Here is a 16,777-nt window from a genome sequence, read left to right as displayed (position 1 = left end):
GGGGTGGACGCACAGTCTTCCGACAGATGACGCACGGTGAAGGGGCCGTCCGATGTCCGTAGTCGAGCAGTACGCGCGAGCCCACATCGTCACGGACGCGGACGTACCGCTGGCCGACGAGCTGGAGGCGGTTCCGGTCACCCTCCGGTACGACCCCGAGCGGGACCCCCGCGCCGTGCGCATCGGACTGCCCGGGGCCGGGGGCCGCGAGTGGACCTTCGACCGCCGACTGCTGGAGGAAGGCCTGCGGGCCCCCACCGGCAGCGGCGAGGTACGGGTGTGGCCGTGCGGCCGCGTACAGGCCGTCGTGGAGTTCCACTCCGCGCAGGGGGTGTCGGTGGTGCAGTTCGAACGGCAGGCCCTGCTGCGGTTCCTGCGGCGGACGTACATGGCCGCCGCGGAACCCGTCACGCACTGACCTCCGGGCTCAGCCGCCCGCCTTCAGCAGGGCCGCCACGATCGGGCCGGCCGTCGAGCCGCCGTGGCCGCCCTGCTGGACCACGCCCGCGGCGGCCAGGTCGCCGCGGTAGGCGGTGAACCAGCCGTTCGGCTTCTTCTGGCCGTCGACCTCGGCGGAGCCGGTCTTCGCGCCGACGTCGCCGCTGACCCCGGCCATCGCCTCCGCGGCCGTACCCGCCTCGGCCGTGTACGCCATCAGCTCGCGCAGCTGGGACAGCGTGCCCGCCGACATCGTGCGCGAGGCCGTCGCGAGCTTGCGACCGTCCACGTCCGGGGAGACCAGGTACGGCTGGTGGAAGGTGCCGGCCTTGACCGTCGCCGACACCGACGCCATGTTCAGCGGGTTCATCCGGACCCCGCCCTGCCCGATCAGCGAGGCGCCCATCTGGGCCGCCGACTGCACCGGCACCGCCCCGTCGAAGGACGGCACGCCGATCGCCCAGTTGTTCAGGCCCAGCCCGAACACCTGCTGGGCCTGCTTGGTCAGGTCGTCGTCCTTCAGCTTCGGCGCCTGGCTGATGAAGGCCGTGTTGCAGGAGCGGGCGAAGCTCGCCTTGAACGTGCCGTCCTTGATCTCGAACTTGTCGTCGTTCTGGAACTTCCAGTGCCCGTACGTGAAGTACTTAGGGCACGGGTGCTTCTTGTCCGCCGAGGCCAGGCCCTTCTCGATCAGCATCGACGCGGTGATGACCTTCATCGTGGAGCCGGGCGCCAGGGAGCCCTGGAAGGCGGTGTTGAAGCCGGGCGAGGCATTGGCGGCGGCCAGGATCTCGCCGGTCGACACCCGCACCACGGCCACCGACGACCGGGCCTTCTTCGCGACCTGCTTCTCGGCCGCCGCCTGGAGCGCCGGGTCCAGCGTGGTCTTCACCGTGCCCGGCGTGCCCTTGCTCAGCTCCAGCAGGGTCTTGTCGGACAGGTCCTTCGCCTTGGCGGCCTTCCCGCGCACGACCCGCAGCTCGATACCGGCCTTGCCGCCGGCCTCCTTGCCGTACTTCTCGCGCAGGCCGTCCAGGATCGGGCCGATCGAGGCGTACTTCTGCTCGGTCAGCTCGCCGCCGTCCCGGTCGAGCGCCTTCACCGGGGGCGTGCCGGCCTCGCCGGTGACCAGCTTGTCGCCGTCCTTCAGATCCGGGTGGACGACCGCGGATTGCCAGTCGACCAGCGGCTTCCCGTCGCTGGCGCGGCGGACGACGCTCAGCGCGCTGTCGTACGCCAGCGGCTTCTCGGTGCCCTTGTACGACACCGTGGCCTTGACGGTGAACGGCACCTTGTCGCCCGCGCGGGTGCCCGGGGTGAGGGTGACGTCCTTGATGTGGGCGTCCTTGGTGTAGCCGGTGAGCAGGGACCGGGCCGCGGCCGCGTCGTCGGTGGCGGCGGCGGCCCGCGTGACCTGGCCCGACTGCCAGGCGGTGAGGAAGGCGCGCGCGGCGGCGGTGACCTCGGCCCTGGACAGCGGGCCGGACTTCACCTCGGACTTCTGGTCCGACGCGGTGCGCGCCCCGTCGTCGGCCGCGGCACCGCCGCCGTACAGCGCGTAGGCGCCGGCCCCGGCCCCGACGACGACCACGGCGATCATCCCGCCGATCACGACGGGCTTCGTCTTCCGCCGCTCGGCGACGCGCCTTCTGTTGCCCACTGCTGTTCGTTCCTCCGCGAATCCCCAGGGTCCCCGTTGCCCTCGGCTGTCCCAACGACGGCCACCACCCTAGAGTCCCGTCCCGCGGAGGTGAGATCAGCCACCTGTTCGTAGCACGGCTGCGACAATCGGCCCGGCCGCGTCGCCGCCGTGGCCGCCCTGCTCGGTCATGGCCGCGGCCGCGATGTCGCCCCGGAAACCGGTGAACCAGCTGTTGGACTTGGCGTTGCCGTCGACCTCGGCGGAACCGGTCTTGGCGCCGATGTCGCCGCCGAGTCCCCGCATGGCCTCCTGGGCGGTGCCCTGGGTCGCGGTGAGCCGCATCATCTGCTTCAGCTGGGCGGCGGTGCTCGCCTTGAGTCCCTCGGCCTGGGCCAGCTGCCGGCCGTCGAGCTCCGGCGAGACGAGGTAGGGCTGGCGGAAGGCGCCGGTGATCGCGGTCGCGGTGACCGACGCCATGTTCAGCGGGCTCATCTGGACCTGGCCCTGCCCGATGGCACCGGCGGCCCGGTCCGGCCCGCCGACCTCCGGGACGCTGCCGTCGAAGGAGGAGATGCCGGTCTTCCAGTTGTCCTGCCCGAGCCCGAAGTGCCGCTCGGCCTCCTGGGCCAGCGAGGCGTCGGTGAGCGGCTTCTCGTCGACGAGCTTGATGAAGGCGGTGTTGCAGGACCGCATGAAGCTGTTGGCGAGCGTGGCGTTCTCGTCGGGATCCATGCCCGTCAGGTTCTTGAACGTCTGGCCCTGCCACACGGCGCTCGCCGGGCAGGGAGCCGGGCCGTTCATGGAGGTCACGCCGTTGTCGATGAGCATCGCGGCGGTGATGATCTTCATGGTGGAGCCGGGTGCCGCCCCGCCCTGGAAGGCCGCGTTGAAGCCGTCCGTACGGTTGTTGGCCACGGCCAGCACCTCGCCGCTGCTCGGCTTGACGGCCACCACCGACGACTGGGCGAACCGCTTGACCGCCCGCTCGGCCGCGGCCTGCGCGCCCGGGCTGATCGTGGTGGTGAGCTTGCCCGGCTTGCCCTCGGCGAGGGTCAGCAGCGGGGTGTCGGGGGCGCTCTCGCCGGCGTGCCGGATGACCAGCTCGATGCCCGGGGTGCCGCCGGCCTCCTTGCCGTACTTGTCGCGCAGGGCGTCCAGGACCGGGCCGAGGGAGGGGTACTTCTCCTTCGTCAGCTCCGAGCCGTCCCGGCCCACGGCCTCGATCGGCGGGCTGGCCGACGTCTCCGTGACGAGGGTGTCGTCCCGCCTCAGCTCGGGGTGCACGACGGCCGGCTGCCAGTCGACCAGCGCCCGGCCGGTGGTGAGACCGCGCACGACCTTCAGCTCGCTGCGGTAGCTCAGCGGCTTGGACTTCCCGCCGTAGGCCACCTTGGCTTTCACGGTGTACGGCACGGTGGCGCCCTTCGCCGCGCCGGGCGTGATCTTCACGTCGGTGATGTGCGCGTCGTCGCCGAAGGCGGTCAGCAGCTGCTCGGCTGCCGCGTCGTTGTTCGTGTACGACGCGGCCTCGGCGGCCTCGCCCTTCTCCCAGGCCGCGAAGAACCCGGCCGTGGTCTCCTTGACCTCGTCCTCGCCGGGCGGGCCCGACTTCCTCTCCGCGGCCACCCCGCTCGTGCCGCCCCCGTCACCGCTCAGCGCGCTCACGATGTTGTAGGTCCCGTACCCGGCCCCACCCACCATCACGGCGAACACACTGCCTATGACAGCGGCCTTGACCCCCTTGGCCATGTGGCCGTCCCCTCCCCGTTGAGCCTCACACGCTCCTTTGAACGCGTTCAGAAAGCTCGATCCGGGTGCACTCTATGCGCAGGGGGTGACACCAGGTGTGGTTGTTTCGATTTTTGACCGAACATAGGTCAGACCCAGGTGTCCAGCCACATCCGCGACCGCCAGTCGTCGATCGGGATGGCCGTGCCCGTGTACAGCGGCCAGAAGTAGATGAAGTTCCAGGCGATCAGCAGGACCAGGACGCCCGCGGTCGTGGCGCCCGCGACGCGGCGGGTGTCGGAGGAGCGGGGTGGGCCGATGATCGCGCCGAGCAGCATGGCCACCGCCAGGCACAGGAACGGCAGGAAGACGATGGCGTAGAAGAAGAAGATCGTGCGCTCCTGGTACATGAACCAGGGCAGGTAGCCGGCCGCGATGCCGCAGGCGATGGCGCCCGCGCGCCAGTCGCGGCGGAAGAACCAGCGCCACAGGACGTACAGGACGGCGAAGCAGGCGACCCACCACAGCAGCGGCGTGCCGAGCGCGAGGACCTCGCGGGCGCACTTCTCGCCGGCGTCGGCGGGGCAGCCGTCCTTGCCGGGCGCCGGGGACTCGTAGAAGTACGACACCGGGCGGCCCAGGACGAGCCAGCTCCACGGGTTGGACTGGTAGGTGTGCGGCGACGACAGGCCCACGTGGAACTCGTACACCTGGTGCTCGTAGTGCCACAGGCTGCGCAGCCAGTCCGGCAGGAAGGTCCAGCTGCCGCCCTTGCCGTCGGTCGCGGCCCAGTTGCGGAAGTAGCCGCCGGAGCCGTCGGTGGGGGAGAGGATCCAGCCGGCCCAGGAGGCGAAGTAGGTGACGATCGCGACCGGGACAGTGGCGACGAAGGCCAGGCCCGTGTCGCGCCGGAGGACCGCCGCGTACGGGTGCCGGGCCCCGGCGACCCGGCGCGAGCCGACGTCCCACAACACCGCCATCAGGCAGAACGCGGCCAGGATGTACAGGCCGTTCCACTTCGTGCCGATGGCCAGGCCCAGCATCAGGCCCGCCGCCCAGCGCCAGGGGCGCCATCCGAGGCGGGCCGTCTCGGCCGTGTGCCGGTCGGGGCGGACCCGACCGTCGGCGTCCGCCGGGAGCGCGGCGGCGAGTTTCTCGCGGGCCTTGTCCCGGTCGACGAGCAGACAGCCGAACGCGGCCAGCACGAAGAACATCAGCACGCCGTCGAGCAGCGCCGTGCGGCTCATCACGAAGTGCAGGCCGTCCAGCGCCATCAGCGTGCCCGCGAGACAGCCCAGGAAGGTGGAGCGGAACAGCCGGCGGCCGATCCGGCACAGCATCAGCACCGACAGCGTCCCGAGCAGGGCCGTCATGAACCGCCAGCCGAAGGGGTCGAACCCGAACATCAGCTCGCCGAGTCCGATGACGTACTTGCCGACCGGCGGGTGCACGACGTACGCCGCCTCCGTCGGGATGGGCACGTGCCCGCCCGACGACAGCACCAGGTCGTTCGCGTTCTTGTCCCAGCTGACCTCGAACCCGCGGTGGACGAGCCCCCACGCGTCCTTCGCGTAGTACGTCTCGTCGAATATCACCGCCTTGGGGCTGCCCAGGTTCCAGAACCGCAGCACGCCCGCCAGCAGTGTGACGAGCAGCGGGCCGATCCAGCCCGACCAGCGCACCAGTCGGCCCGCCAGGGTGTGCGGGATGCCGAGCGCCGCCCACAGGCGCGGGGAGGGCTCGGTGTACGGCGGCACCAGGCGGTCACGGACGTCACGGGCGTCGCTTCTGGGCTGCCCCTGGTAGCCGAAGCGGCGCAGCCGCTGCTGCCAGGGCGGCCGCTGCTCGTGCGGCGCCTGGCCCTGCCGGGTGTCCGTCGAGGACGCGGTACTGGTCACCGCGCCATCGTAGGGAACCGTTCTGTGTGAGTCCCGTGCATGGCCGGTATGCGTCCCCGTCCTCCGCCCCTGGGAGGAGTCCGCGCCCTGGGCCCCTGGGAGGATGGGGGCGTGACCGGAACCCTCGTACTCGCAGGCACCCCCATCGGCGACATCGCGGACGCCCCGCCCCGGCTCGCCGAGGAACTGGCCGGAGCCGATGTCGTCGCCGCCGAGGACACGCGGCGGCTGCGCCGGCTGACCCAGGCGCTGGGCGTCACGCCCAAGGGGCGGGTGGTGTCGTACTTCGAGGGCAACGAATCCGCGCGGACGCCGGAGCTGGTCGAGGAGCTGGTGGGCGGGGCGCGGGTGCTGCTCGTCACGGACGCGGGGATGCCGTCCGTGTCCGACCCCGGATACCGGCTGGTCGCGGCCGCCGTGGAGCGGGACGTGCGGGTCACGGCCGTGCCCGGGCCGTCCGCCGTGCTGACCGCACTGGCGCTGTCCGGGCTGCCCGTCGACCGGTTCTGCTTCGAGGGGTTCCTGCCGCGCAAGGCGGGGGAGCGGCTGGGGCGGCTGCGGGAGGTGGCCGGGGAGCGGCGCACGCTGGTGTATTTCGAGGCTCCCCATCGGCTGGACGACACGCTCGCGGCGATGGCCGAGGTGTTCGGGGCGGAGCGGCGGGCCGCGGTGTGCCGGGAGCTGACCAAGACGTATGAGGAGGTTCGGCGGGGCGGGCTGGGGGAGCTCGCGGTGTGGGCCGCCGAGGGGGTGCGCGGGGAGATCACCGTCGTGGTGGAGGGGGCGCCGGAGAAGGGGCCCGAGGAGGTCGGGCCGGAGGAACTGGTGCGGCGGGTTCGGGTGCGGGAGGAGGCGGGGGAGCGGCGCAAGGAGGCGATTGCCGCGGTGGCGCAGGAGGTCGGCGTGCCGAAGCGGGTTGTTTTTGATGCGGTGGTTGCTGCGAAGAATGCACGCTGACGGTTGTGTGTGGCTTGTCGCGCCCACGCGGCGGAGCCGCATATCGAATACAGCCCCGCGCCCCTATGGGGCGCGTCCCATGGGTCGGCAAAGGCGACCGGCGGCTGAGGCAAGGAATCTCCAAGTCCGCGCCAATAGTCGACAGGTCTGCTGCCTTCACTCCGGCTGAGGAGTCCACTGGGTTGCGGGACGGAATCGTCCCGACGCCTCAGCGGACCAACAGGAGCTGGCATGAGTGAGATCGCAGGACAGACCGGGCTCCGCGCCGGCGCGACTGCCGTCGTCAACGAGTCGTACTCCTTCGCGTGCATGCGCTGCGGGTACGGCTGGGAGCAGTCGTACGAGATAGAGCACCACACGGACGCCGCGGGCCACGAGTTCGTCCTCTACGTCGTGGACGGCACGGTCGTGCCCTCCCCGTTGAGCAAGCCCACGTGCCAGAACTGCGACGGTCACCTCGTGCGGATCATGCGGCCCGGCCGGGTCGCCTCTGCGCGCAGGGCGGCGGACCGGCCGCACCGCGTGCCGCCGCCCGCCGGGCCGGTGGAGGCGCCCACGGCGGAGGCCGAGGCCGAGCAGGAGAAGCCCGGGGACGAGAAGCCCGAGCACCACCACTGGCACCTGTCCGACCTGCTGCACCCCTTCCAGCGCAAGGCGAGCTGACCCGTCCGGCTCCCCTTGTCGACGCCCTCCCCGGTCCTCCCCCATCGGGGAGGGCGTACCCCTTTCGTAGGATCGGGGCATGCCTTCGAACGACCCGGACAAGAACGCCGCGCCCCCGCTGCCGGAACCCCTCCGGGTGCCGGTCGCCGACTCCCACACCCACCTGGACATGCAGTCCGGCACGGTCGAGGAGGCGCTGGCGAAGGCGGCGTCGGTCGGTGTGACGACGGTCGTGCAGGTCGGCTGCGACCTCAAGGGCTCGCGGTGGGCGGCCGAGACGGCCGCGGCGTACGACGCCGTCCACGCCACGGTCGCCCTGCACCCGAACGAGGCGCCCCGCATCGTCCACGGCGACCCCGACGGCTGGTCGCGGCAGGGCGCCCGCGAGCCCGGCGGGCAGGCCGCCCTGGACGAGGCGCTGGCCGAGATCGACCGGCTGGCCGCGCTGGAGCAGGTCAAGGGCGTCGGTGAGACCGGCCTCGACTACTTCCGCACCGGGCCCGAGGGCATGGAGGCGCAGGAGCGGTCCTTCCGCGCCCACATCGAGATCGCCAAGCGGCACGGCAAGGCCCTCGTCATCCACGACCGCGACGCCCACGCCGACGTCCTGCGCGTGCTGAAGGAGGAGGGCGCCCCGGAGCGGACCGTCTTCCACTGCTACTCCGGCGACGCCGAGATGGCGGAGATCTGCGCGAGCGCGGGCTACTTCATGTCCTTCGCCGGCAACGTCACCTTCAAGAACGCCCAGAACCTGCGGGACGCGGTGGCGGTGGCCCCGCTGGAACTGCTCCTCGTGGAGACGGACGCGCCCTTCCTCACGCCGGTGCCGTACCGCGGGCGGCCCAACGCCCCGTACCTCGTGCCCCTCACCGTCCGGGCCATGGCCGCCGTGCGCGGCATCGACGAGGACGCGCTGGCCACCGCGCTCGGCGCGAACACCGCACGCGCGTTCGGTTACTGACCCCTCGCCGACCTCGCCGTACGACTGTGCGTAGTCGCGTCGCTTTGGAGAGTGACGGCCGCTCCGCTAGGTTCTGGGGGCCCGATCCGGACCCCTCTGGACCCCCTCCGGCCCCTGGAGCGTGTCGGCGTGAGCAACTCGCAGTACGAGACCTACGAGACGTATGACCCGGCCTACGCCGACCACCCGGTGTACGGCGGGTTCGACGCACCGCCCGCCGATCCGCACAGCGCCGACACGCTCGGGTACGGGCCGGCCGGGACGCCGGATGTCTACGAGGACACGTACCGGCCCGCCTACGAGGTGCCGTCCCTGCCCACGCTGCCCCGGCAGGGCGCTCCGGACGACGGACCGGCGCCCGTGCCCGCCGAGCCGGGTGCGGAGGCACCTGCCGGATCGCGCGCCGCGTCGCGCACCGGCTCGCACCGCAGGTCCGCGCGCCGGCGCAAGACGCGGTACACCGAGCGCCCGGACGGCTCCACGCGGCGGCTGCTCCCGCAGGCCCTCGTCGTCGCCTTCCTGGCGGGCGGCACCACGGCGTTCGTCGCCAAGGACAAGGCGATCGAGCTGAACGTCGACGGCAGGGCACGCACGCTGCACACCTTCGCCGACGACGTCACCGACCTGCTCGCGGAGGAGGGCGTCGAGGTCGGCGCCCACGACGTGGTGGCGCCCGGGCCCGGCACGGAGATCGCCAGCGGCGACGAGGTGGCCGTGCGCTACGCCCGTCCCGTGCGTCTCACCCTGGACGGCCACCGGCGCGAGGTGTGGACGACCGCCCGCACGGTGGCGGGGGCGCTCCGCCAGCTCGGGGTGCGGCAGGAGGGCGCGTACGTGTCCACCTCGCGCTCCCGGCGCATCGGGCGCGAGGGGCTCGCGCTGGACGTACGGACCGAGCGCACGGTCACGATCATGGCGGACGGCCGGGCCCGGACCGTGCGCACCAACGCGGCGACCGTGCGGGAGGCCGTGGAGGAGGCCGGGATCACCCTGCGCGGCCAGGACACCACGTCGGTCCCGCAGGGGAACTTCCCGCGCGACGGGCAGACCGTGACGGTGCTGCGGATCACCGGCGGCAAGGAGGTCCGCGAGGAGGCGATCCCCTTCCAGGTGCGGCGCACCGAGGACCCGACCCTGTTCCGGGGCACGGAGGTCGTGGAGCGCGCGGGCGAGCCGGGCCTGCGCCGGGTCACCTACTCCCTGCGCACGGTCAACGGCGTCAAGCAGAAGCCGCGCCGGGTCAGGTCCGAGGTGGTGCGCGAGCCGCGCCCGCAGATCGTGAAGGTCGGCACCAAGCCGCGCCCCGCGTCCGTGCAGGGCGCCGACCACCTGAACTGGCAGGGCCTCGCGGCCTGCGAGTCCGGCGGCCGGCCCGACGCGGTCGACCCGTCGGGCACCTACGGCGGCCTCTACCAGTTCGACACTCACACCTGGCAGGCCCTCGGCGGCCGCGGCCGACCCCAGGACGCACCGGCGGCGGAGCAGACGTACCGGGCGAAGAAGCTGTACGTGCGGCGGGGGGCGAGTCCCTGGCCGCACTGCGGGGGACGGCTGCACGGGCAGGGGTGAACCGAACCGTTCCTATGGACTGAGCGGGAGTGAGTCCTGTCGCCAGGATTCATGCTCAGCCGAGCGCCCCGAACGGTGTTGGGCGTTCTGGTTGCCCGCGTTCGCTCCGCAGTCCGGCGGCACGCATCGGGTGCGTGGTCCGGGGATGCGAGGGCGGGGTCCCTCACGCCCGAGTGCACGCCGGTCGGCCTGGACGGTCCGATGCCCCTGCACATCGCTCTGGTGTGCAGGGGGCGGTGTCGTCCGTCGCCGGATCGGGTGCCCTTGGGCGCGCCGTCCGATCGCCACGGCGGCAGCGTCGTGGCGAGTCGTGTTATGGGTGTTGCTGGTCAGCGGGGCCTGCCAGTGCTGGGCGCCCCACTTCGAGGTGTAGGCGGGGTCGACGGCGATGACGGCGATGCCGGTCTGGTCGGCCATCGAGGTCAGCCGGGCTCGGAGCCTTCCCGTGGGCATGCCGGAGATGAGCTGCCTGAACCGGCGTTTGCGGCCGTGTTTCTCCCGGGTCTTCTCCGCCGTGAAGTCGAGGTCTTCGACGGCGATCGCCTTGATGCCGCAGCGTTTGGCCCAGTGCAGCAGGCGGGTGAGGGCGTGACGGACCTGGGCGTCGCGGTGGCAGGCCGGTCCGGACAGGTCGAAGAAGAAGCGGCGTGGATGGCCGGTCGGGTTGCCGTGGACATCGAGCGCCAGGCGGCGAGGTGGTCGGCGTTGGTGTCGACACCGATCACGCCGTCGGCCAGTGCCGCGGCCATCGGCATGGTGCGGGTCACCGGGAGCTGCCAGGAGGCGGTCACATACCAGCGTGCGCGCTGGGCGTCGTGGTGGATGCGGTAGGCGACCGCCCGGTTGGCCTCCACCCGGTCCGCCCACTCCTGGCCCCGGTGCGGGAAAGCGACCCGGCAGGCCAGGACGTACCGGCCGTGCGGAGCGTTGGCCAGTTCCTTCAGCGGGGCCGGGAGCTTGATGCTCACCTCCCCGTCGGGGGTGACACGGATGGTTTCGTTGCCGAACCGCTTGCCGGACTCGCCGTCGGCTTGCAGGAACCAGCGTTCGGCCTCCCACCGCTGCCGCCACTGGGCCTCGGTGAGCTGCGCGGCGGGGAGATTGTGCCGGGTGCGGGCCAGGCGCTTGCCGCCCCGCACGACATGAACGATTCCCGCCTCGCGGTCAGCCAGTTCCTTCGCTAGCCGGTCCTCCAGAACGTGCAGGCGGCGGGTCTTGGCATGCCACTCCCGCTTGCTGCGGTAGCCACCCGGCGCCCGCTTGCTGCCCTTCTCCCCCACCGGCAGCGACAAACGGTGCCGGATCGTGCTGATACCCGTTTCCAGACTCTGGATGTGGGCGAGCTGGCAGCGGCGGGCCAGAGCCCACTGGTCGTGGCTGGCCTTGGTGATCGCGCCCGCCCACCGCGAGGAAGACTGGGGTGTCAGGTCCCGCTTGCGCCCCGCCCACGCCTCACCGTCGTGCCCCAGACCATCCCGGCAGCGCGACTTCAGATCACGGGAGGCCAGCGACCCGAGGTGGGCACCCACCAGCCGCAGCACCTCCTCATCAGCGGGCGTGAGCTGCTTGAGCCGGGTACGGACCGTCACCCCCGAGGGCCCCGGAGCGACAAACGGCTCCGCTAGCTTCCGCAGCCCACCCACACCACACCCCCCCCATACGGCAGTCCGCGACAAGCCGGTCATCACACCCAACGAGCACCCACCCGGAAAGGTCACGCATTCGACCGCCGAACTCATGCGCGTCAGAACACACTCGTACTCAGTCAAACCTCAGCAGTTCCCGACCCCCCGTACCCTTGTCCCGTGACCAGCCCCGCCCCCGACGCCCTCCTCGGCCCCGCCGACATCCGCGAGCTCGCGGCCGCGCTCGGCGTACGCCCCACCAAGCAGCGCGGACAGAACTTCGTGATCGACGCGAACACCGTCCGCCGTATCGTCCGCACCGCACAGGTCCGCCCCGACGACGTGGTCGTCGAGGTCGGCCCGGGGCTCGGGTCTCTCACCCTGGCGCTGCTGGAGGTCGCCGAGCGGGTGACCGCCGTGGAGATCGACGACGTGCTCGCCGCCGCCCTGCCCGCGACCGTCGCGGCCCGCATGCCCGAGCGCGCCGACCGGTTCGCCCTCGTCCACTCCGACGCCATGCACGTCACCGAGCTGCCGGGCCCCGCCCCGACCGCGCTGGTCGCCAACCTCCCGTACAACGTGGCCGTGCCGGTGCTGCTGCACATGCTCGACACCTTCCCGACCATCGAGCGCACGCTCGTCATGGTCCAGGCGGAGGTCGCCGACCGGCTCGCCGCGCCGCCCGGCTCGAAGGTGTACGGCGTCCCCTCGGTCAAGGCCAACTGGTACGCCGAGGTCAAGCGCGCCGGCGCCATCGGGCGGAGCGTGTTCTGGCCGGCGCCCAACGTCGACAGCGGCCTGGTCTCCCTCGTCCGCCGGGCCGAGCCGCTGAAGACGACCGCCTCCAGGAAGGAGGTGTTCGCCGTCGTCGACGCGGCGTTCGCCCAGCGCCGCAAGACGCTGCGGGCCGCGCTCGCCGGCTGGGCCGGATCCGCCGCGGCGGCCGAGGAGGCCCTCGTCGCCGCCGGGGTCTCGCCGCAGGCCCGGGGCGAGTCGCTGACCGTGGAAGAGTTCGCGCGTATCGCCGAGCACAAGGCGAACCAGCACGAGGAGAAGGAGCCCGCGTGAGCGTCACGGTCCGCGTCCCCGCCAAGGTCAACGTCCAGCTGGCGGTCGGCGCCGCCCGCCCCGACGGCTTCCACGACCTGGCCAACGTCTTCCTCGCGGTCGGCCTCTACGACGAGATCACCGTCACCCCGGCCGGCGAACTCCGCGTCACCTGCGAGGGCCCGGACGCCGACCAGGTCCCCCTGGACCGCACGAACCTGGCGGCGCGCGCGGCGATCGCGCTTGCCGAGCGGTACGGCCGCATCCCCGACGTCCACGTCCACATCGCCAAGGACATCCCCGTCGCCGGCGGCATGGCGGGCGGCAGCGCGGACGGCGCCGGCGCCCTGGTGGCCTGCGACGCGCTGTGGGGGACCGGCGCCTCCCGGGAGGAACTGCTCGACATCTGCGCCGAGTTGGGCAGCGACGTGCCGTTCAGCCTGGTCGGCGGGGCGGCCCTCGGCATCGGACGGGGCGAGCAGCTGACGCCCCTGGAGGTCGGCGGCACCTTCCACTGGGTGTTCGCCATGGCCGGGCGGGGCCTGTCGACCCCGGCCGTGTTCCGGGAGTTCGACCGGCTCGGCGAGGGCACGGACATCCCCGAGCCCGTCGCCTCCCAGGAACTCCTCGCCGCCCTGGCCAAGGGCGACCCGGACGCGCTCGCCGCCGCCGTCTCCAACGACCTCCAGCCCGCCGCCCTCTCCCTCTTCCCGGAACTCGCCGGCACCCTGGCCACGGGCCGCGCCGCGGGCGCCCTCGCCGCCCTGGTCTCCGGCTCAGGACCGACCACGGCGTTCCTCGTCCGCGACCCGGAGTCCGCGGCCGCGGTGGCGCAGGCCCTGGTGGCGTCCGGGACGTGCCGGACCGTGCGTACGGCGTCGGGTCCGGCGCCCGGGGCGACGGTCGTCGGGCGTTAATCGCGTGCCCGGGCCGCTGCCGGCCCCTTAGGCTCCCCCTTTTCGGGGAGTGGGGGCACAGGCATGGAGGAACTGGCCGCGGCCGTACGACGCGGAGACGCGGAGGAGGTCCGGGCACTGCTGGAGTCCGGAGCCGGTCCCGAAGTCCTCGACGACGGCCTGCCGGTCCTGTGCCGGGCGGTGGCGGCGTACGACCGGCCGGTCGCCGAGGCACTGATCGAGGGCGGCGCCGACCCGCAGCACCGTCTGCCGGACGGCAGCACCCCGCTGCTGCGGGCGGTCGACGGCGGCTGCGTGAGCATGACCGTCGCGCTGCTGCCGGAGCCGGCCGGGCTCGGCCCCGCCGACCGGGAGGAGCTGCTGGACCGAGCCCGCCACTGGACCCGGACCGGAGTGGAGGCCGAGCTGCGGCGCCGAACCGGCGCGACGGGGCCGGCCGAGCGGAACCGCGTCGAGGACCGGCACGGGTTCTGCCACTACGACCAGGTCACAGCGGGCGGCCTGACCGCCTGGGACGGACACGCGGCAGTCCTGTCCCTCCTGGAGGCGCACTTCGGGATTCGCACGCCCTTCGGAGAACTGCTCGCGCGGGCGCTCGTGCGGCCCGACCGGGACCACGCCGTCTGGTCCGAGGCCGTGTCCACGCTCGCCCGCCGGATGGACGAGGACACCTGGACACAGGCCGTGGCCCTGAGCCGCGCGGCCGACCGGGTGCAGCGCCTCTTCGCCGCCGAGCTGCTGCTGGGCCTGCACCTGGGCGACGTCGTGGGCCACGCGCCGTTCGACGGCCGTGGGCAGGAGGTATTCCTCCCCTGGGCCGCAGCGGAGAAGGACCCGGAGGTGCTGGCAGCGGTACTGAACGGGCTCACCGAGGAGGACGGCCCTGAGATCGAGGCCATGGGCCTGACGTACCGCACGCATCCGTACCCCGTGGTCCGCTCCCTGGTGCTGGATGCCCTGGAGCGCGGGGAGGACCGGCTGCTCGTCCGGCCCGGGAACCTGGCGACGGTGTTCACGCTGGCCCGCGACCCGGACGAGCACGTGCGCTGGAAGGCTTGCTCGTGGCTCGCCTCCTACCCGGAGCGTTCCCCGGAGATCGGTGACGCCCTGGTGGCCCTCACACACGACACGTTCCAGGCGGTCCGCGCCTATGCCGTGCAGGGCCTGGCCGAACGCGACGACCCGCGCTGCGTGGAGGGCGACCGGCGGATCGGACCCGTCGACCCGGACGGCCCGTGGTACGACGAATGGGTGCTGGGCGCGACGTGGCGGTACGAGTGGCGCCGCCAGGACGCCGCCGAGCACTCCTGAACACCCCGGCCGGAGCACCCCGCCGCCCGACTACCCTGGAGGGTCGATCGTCCCCCCTGTCAGGAGAGAAATGGCCGTCAACCTGGTCAATGTCGAGAACGTCAGCAAGGTGTACGGCACCCGCGCCCTGCTCGACGGCGTCTCCCTCGGCGTCTCCGAGGGGGAGCGCATCGGCGTCGTCGGCCGCAACGGCGACGGCAAGACCACGCTGATCCGGATGCTCGCCAGGCTGGAGGAGGCCGACACCGGGCGCGTCACGCACTCCGGCGGACTGCGCATCGGCGTGCTCACGCAGCACGACTCCCTCGACCCCGAGGCGACCGTCCGCCACGAGGTCATCGGCGACATGGCCGACCACGAGTGGGCGGGCGTCGCCAAGGTCAGGGACGTGCTGACCGGCCTGTTCGGCGGGCTCGACCTGCCGGGGTTCCCCAAGGGGCTCGACACCGTCATCGGACCGCTCTCCGGCGGTGAGCGGCGCCGCATCGCGCTGGCCAAGCTGCTCATCGAGGAGCAGGACCTGCTCGTCCTCGACGAGCCCACCAACCACCTCGACGTCGAGGGCATCGCCTGGCTCGCCCGGCATCTGCAGAACCGCCGGTCCGCGCTCGTATGCGTCACCCACGACCGCTGGTTCCTGGACCAGGTCTGCACGCGCATGTGGGACGTCCAGCGCGGAGACGTCTACGAGTACGAGGGCGGCTACTCCGACTACGTCTTCGCCCGCGCCGAGCGCGAGCGCATCGCCGCCACCGAGGAGGCCAAGCGGCAGAACCTCGTCCGCAAGGAGCTGGCCTGGCTGCGGCGCGGCGCACCCGCCCGTACGTCCAAGCCGCGCTTCCGCGTCGAGGCCGCCAACGAACTCATCAAGGACGTACCGCCGCCCCGGGACAGCAGCGAGCTGATGCGGTTCGCCTCCACGCGGCTCGGCAAGACCGTGTTCGACCTGGAGGACATCACCGTCCAGGCGGGCCCCAAGGTCCTCCTCAAGCACGTCACCTGGCAGCTCGGCCCCGGCGACCGGATCGGCCTGGTCGGCGTCAACGGCGCCGGGAAGACATCCCTGCTGCGGGCCATGGCCGAGGCGGCCCGGACCGACGGCGAGGCCCAGCCCGCCGGCGGGCGCGTCCGCGTCGGCAAGACCGTCAAGCTGGCCTACCTCTCCCAGGAGGTCGCCGAACTCGACCCGGCCACGCGCGTGCTGGAGGCCGTGCAGCAGGTGCGCGAGCGCGTCGACCTCGGCAAGGGACGCGAGATGACCGCCGGGCAGCTCTGCGAGACGTTCGGCTTCACCAAGGAGAAGCAGTGGACGCCGGTCGGTGACCTGTCCGGCGGTGAGCGCCGCAGGCTCCAGCTGCTGCGCCTGCTCATGGACGAGCCCAACGTCCTCTTCCTCGACGAGCCCACCAACGACCTCGACATCGAGACCCTGACGCAGCTGGAGGACGTCCTCGACGGCTGGCCCGGTTCGATGATCGTCATCTCCCACGACCGGTTCTTCATCGAGCGCACCACCGACCGGGTGTTCGCGCTGCTCGGCGACGGCACCCTGCGGATGCTGCCGCGCGGCATCGACGAGTACCTGGAGCGGCGGCAGCGCATGGAGGAGGCCGCGGCCGCCTCCGCCGCATCCGCCTCCGCCGCGGCGCCGCAGACCGCCGCCCCGGAGAAGAGCGCCGCCGACCAGCGCGCCGCCAAGAAGGAGCTCCAGAGGATCGAACGGCAGCTCGACAAGGTCTCCGAGAGGGAGACCAAGCTGCACGCGCAGATCGCCGAGAACGCCACGGACTTCTCGAAGGTGGCCGAACTGGACGCCGAGCTGCGCGAGTTGGCCGGTCAGCGCGAAGAGCTGGAGATGCGCTGGCTGGAACTCGCCGAGGACGCGTGAAGGGTGCGTGAAGGCGCATAACGGCGGCATCACGGGCCGGTCCTCCCTTGGGAACAGGGGATGACACGGCCCGGTGCGCTGTCGGCACCGGGTGATAGAAAGAGCCGTCTTAGAACTTTATGAAGCGACTCTG

12 protein-coding genes and 1 pseudogene are annotated in these 16,777 nt (G+C 72.3%); 9 read left to right on the top strand and 4 right to left on the bottom strand.

Annotation, left to right across the window (positions count from 1 at the left end; genetic code table 11):
- The first annotated feature begins 52 nt into the window (after positions 1-52).
- Positions 53-418 carry an SsgA family sporulation/cell division regulator gene (locus IE255_RS32285; RefSeq protein ID WP_190053940.1) on the top strand — a complete coding sequence of 122 codons (366 nt, stop codon included), beginning with the start codon at positions 53-55 and terminating at the stop codon, positions 416-418.
- A 9-nt stretch (positions 419-427) separates the two neighbouring features.
- Here IE255_RS32285 and IE255_RS32280 read toward each other — a convergent pair whose 3' ends face one another.
- From IE255_RS32280 to IE255_RS32270, 3 genes are all read right to left on the bottom strand, one after another.
- On the bottom strand, positions 428-2,098 hold the full coding sequence (locus IE255_RS32280; RefSeq protein ID WP_190053939.1) for a penicillin-binding transpeptidase domain-containing protein: 1,671 nt from the start codon (positions 2,096-2,098) through the stop codon (positions 428-430).
- A gap of 96 nt (positions 2,099-2,194) precedes the next feature.
- Positions 2,195-3,829, bottom strand: a complete 1,635-nt coding sequence (locus IE255_RS32275; protein WP_190053938.1) for a penicillin-binding transpeptidase domain-containing protein — start codon at positions 3,827-3,829, stop codon at positions 2,195-2,197.
- Between the two features lie 128 nt (positions 3,830-3,957).
- On the bottom strand, positions 3,958-5,706 hold the full coding sequence (locus IE255_RS32270; RefSeq protein WP_190053937.1) for a dolichyl-phosphate-mannose--protein mannosyltransferase: 1,749 nt from the start codon (positions 5,704-5,706) through the stop codon (positions 3,958-3,960).
- 111 nt (positions 5,707-5,817) lie between these two features.
- Here IE255_RS32270 and rsmI point away from each other — a divergent pair, with 111 nt between their 5' ends.
- The 4 genes from rsmI to IE255_RS32250 all read left to right on the top strand — a co-directional run bounded on the left by rsmI (position 5,818) and on the right by IE255_RS32250 (position 9,856).
- Complete coding sequence (gene rsmI, locus IE255_RS32265; RefSeq protein WP_190053936.1) at positions 5,818-6,663, top strand: 16S rRNA (cytidine(1402)-2'-O)-methyltransferase; 846 nt, start codon at positions 5,818-5,820, stop codon at positions 6,661-6,663.
- A 231-nt stretch (positions 6,664-6,894) separates the two neighbouring features.
- The gene (locus tag IE255_RS32260; RefSeq protein WP_190053935.1) at positions 6,895-7,326 is read left to right on the top strand and encodes a hypothetical protein; all 432 of its coding nucleotides are present in this window, start codon (positions 6,895-6,897) and stop codon (positions 7,324-7,326) included.
- Between the two features lie 79 nt (positions 7,327-7,405).
- The gene (locus IE255_RS32255; RefSeq protein WP_190053934.1) at positions 7,406-8,287 is read left to right on the top strand and encodes a TatD family hydrolase; all 882 of its coding nucleotides are present in this window, start codon (positions 7,406-7,408) and stop codon (positions 8,285-8,287) included.
- Positions 8,288-8,416: 129 nt separating this feature from the next.
- On the top strand, positions 8,417-9,856 hold the full coding sequence (locus IE255_RS32250) for a resuscitation-promoting factor (protein WP_190053933.1): 1,440 nt from the start codon (positions 8,417-8,419) through the stop codon (positions 9,854-9,856).
- A gap of 12 nt (positions 9,857-9,868) precedes the next feature.
- On the opposite strand, the pseudogene IE255_RS32245 reads toward IE255_RS32250, so the two are convergent.
- Positions 9,869-11,541, bottom strand: a pseudogene (locus tag IE255_RS32245) (IS200/IS605 family accessory protein TnpB-related protein).
- A 120-nt stretch (positions 11,542-11,661) separates the two neighbouring features.
- On the opposite strand from IE255_RS32245, the gene rsmA reads away from it, so the two are divergent.
- From rsmA to IE255_RS32225, 4 genes are all read left to right on the top strand, one after another.
- Positions 11,662-12,549 carry a 16S rRNA (adenine(1518)-N(6)/adenine(1519)-N(6))-dimethyltransferase RsmA gene (rsmA, locus tag IE255_RS32240; RefSeq protein ID WP_190053932.1) on the top strand — a complete coding sequence of 296 codons (888 nt, stop codon included), beginning with the start codon at positions 11,662-11,664 and terminating at the stop codon, positions 12,547-12,549.
- Entirely contained in the window at positions 12,546-13,445 is a 900-nt protein-coding gene (locus tag IE255_RS32235) for a 4-(cytidine 5'-diphospho)-2-C-methyl-D-erythritol kinase (RefSeq protein WP_190053931.1), read from the top strand. Before rsmA ends, IE255_RS32235 begins: the two co-directional genes overlap by 4 nt.
- A 63-nt stretch (positions 13,446-13,508) precedes the next feature.
- Complete coding sequence (locus IE255_RS40005) at positions 13,509-14,756, top strand: ankyrin repeat domain-containing protein (RefSeq protein WP_190053930.1); 1,248 nt, start codon at positions 13,509-13,511, stop codon at positions 14,754-14,756.
- A gap of 70 nt (positions 14,757-14,826) precedes the next feature.
- Positions 14,827-16,644 (top strand): ABC-F family ATP-binding cassette domain-containing protein, encoded by a 1,818-nt coding sequence (locus tag IE255_RS32225; protein ID WP_190053929.1) that lies wholly within the window; start codon positions 14,827-14,829, stop codon positions 16,642-16,644.
- The last annotated feature ends 133 nt before the right edge of the window (positions 16,645-16,777 follow it).

It is taken from the genome of Streptomyces lomondensis, assembly GCF_014651035.1.
In the GTDB taxonomy this organism is placed as follows: domain Bacteria; phylum Actinomycetota; class Actinomycetes; order Streptomycetales; family Streptomycetaceae; genus Streptomyces; species Streptomyces lomondensis.
Note: the sequence above shows the minus strand (reverse complement) of the source record. Positions and strands in the feature narration are given on the sequence as shown.

Coding starts and splice junctions, on each gene's coding strand:
- IE255_RS32285 (WP_190053940.1), top strand. CDS start 53: ATGTCCGTAGTCGAGCAGTACGCGCGAGCCCACATCGTCACGGACGCG.
- IE255_RS32275 (WP_190053938.1), bottom strand. CDS start 3,829: ATGGCCAAGGGGGTCAAGGCCGCTGTCATAGGCAGTGTGTTCGCCGTG.
- IE255_RS32260 (WP_190053935.1), top strand. CDS start 6,895: ATGAGTGAGATCGCAGGACAGACCGGGCTCCGCGCCGGCGCGACTGCC.
- IE255_RS32255 (WP_190053934.1), top strand. CDS start 7,406: ATGCCTTCGAACGACCCGGACAAGAACGCCGCGCCCCCGCTGCCGGAA.
- IE255_RS40005 (WP_190053930.1), top strand. CDS start 13,509: ATGGAGGAACTGGCCGCGGCCGTACGACGCGGAGACGCGGAGGAGGTC.
- IE255_RS32225 (WP_190053929.1), top strand. CDS start 14,827: ATGGCCGTCAACCTGGTCAATGTCGAGAACGTCAGCAAGGTGTACGGC.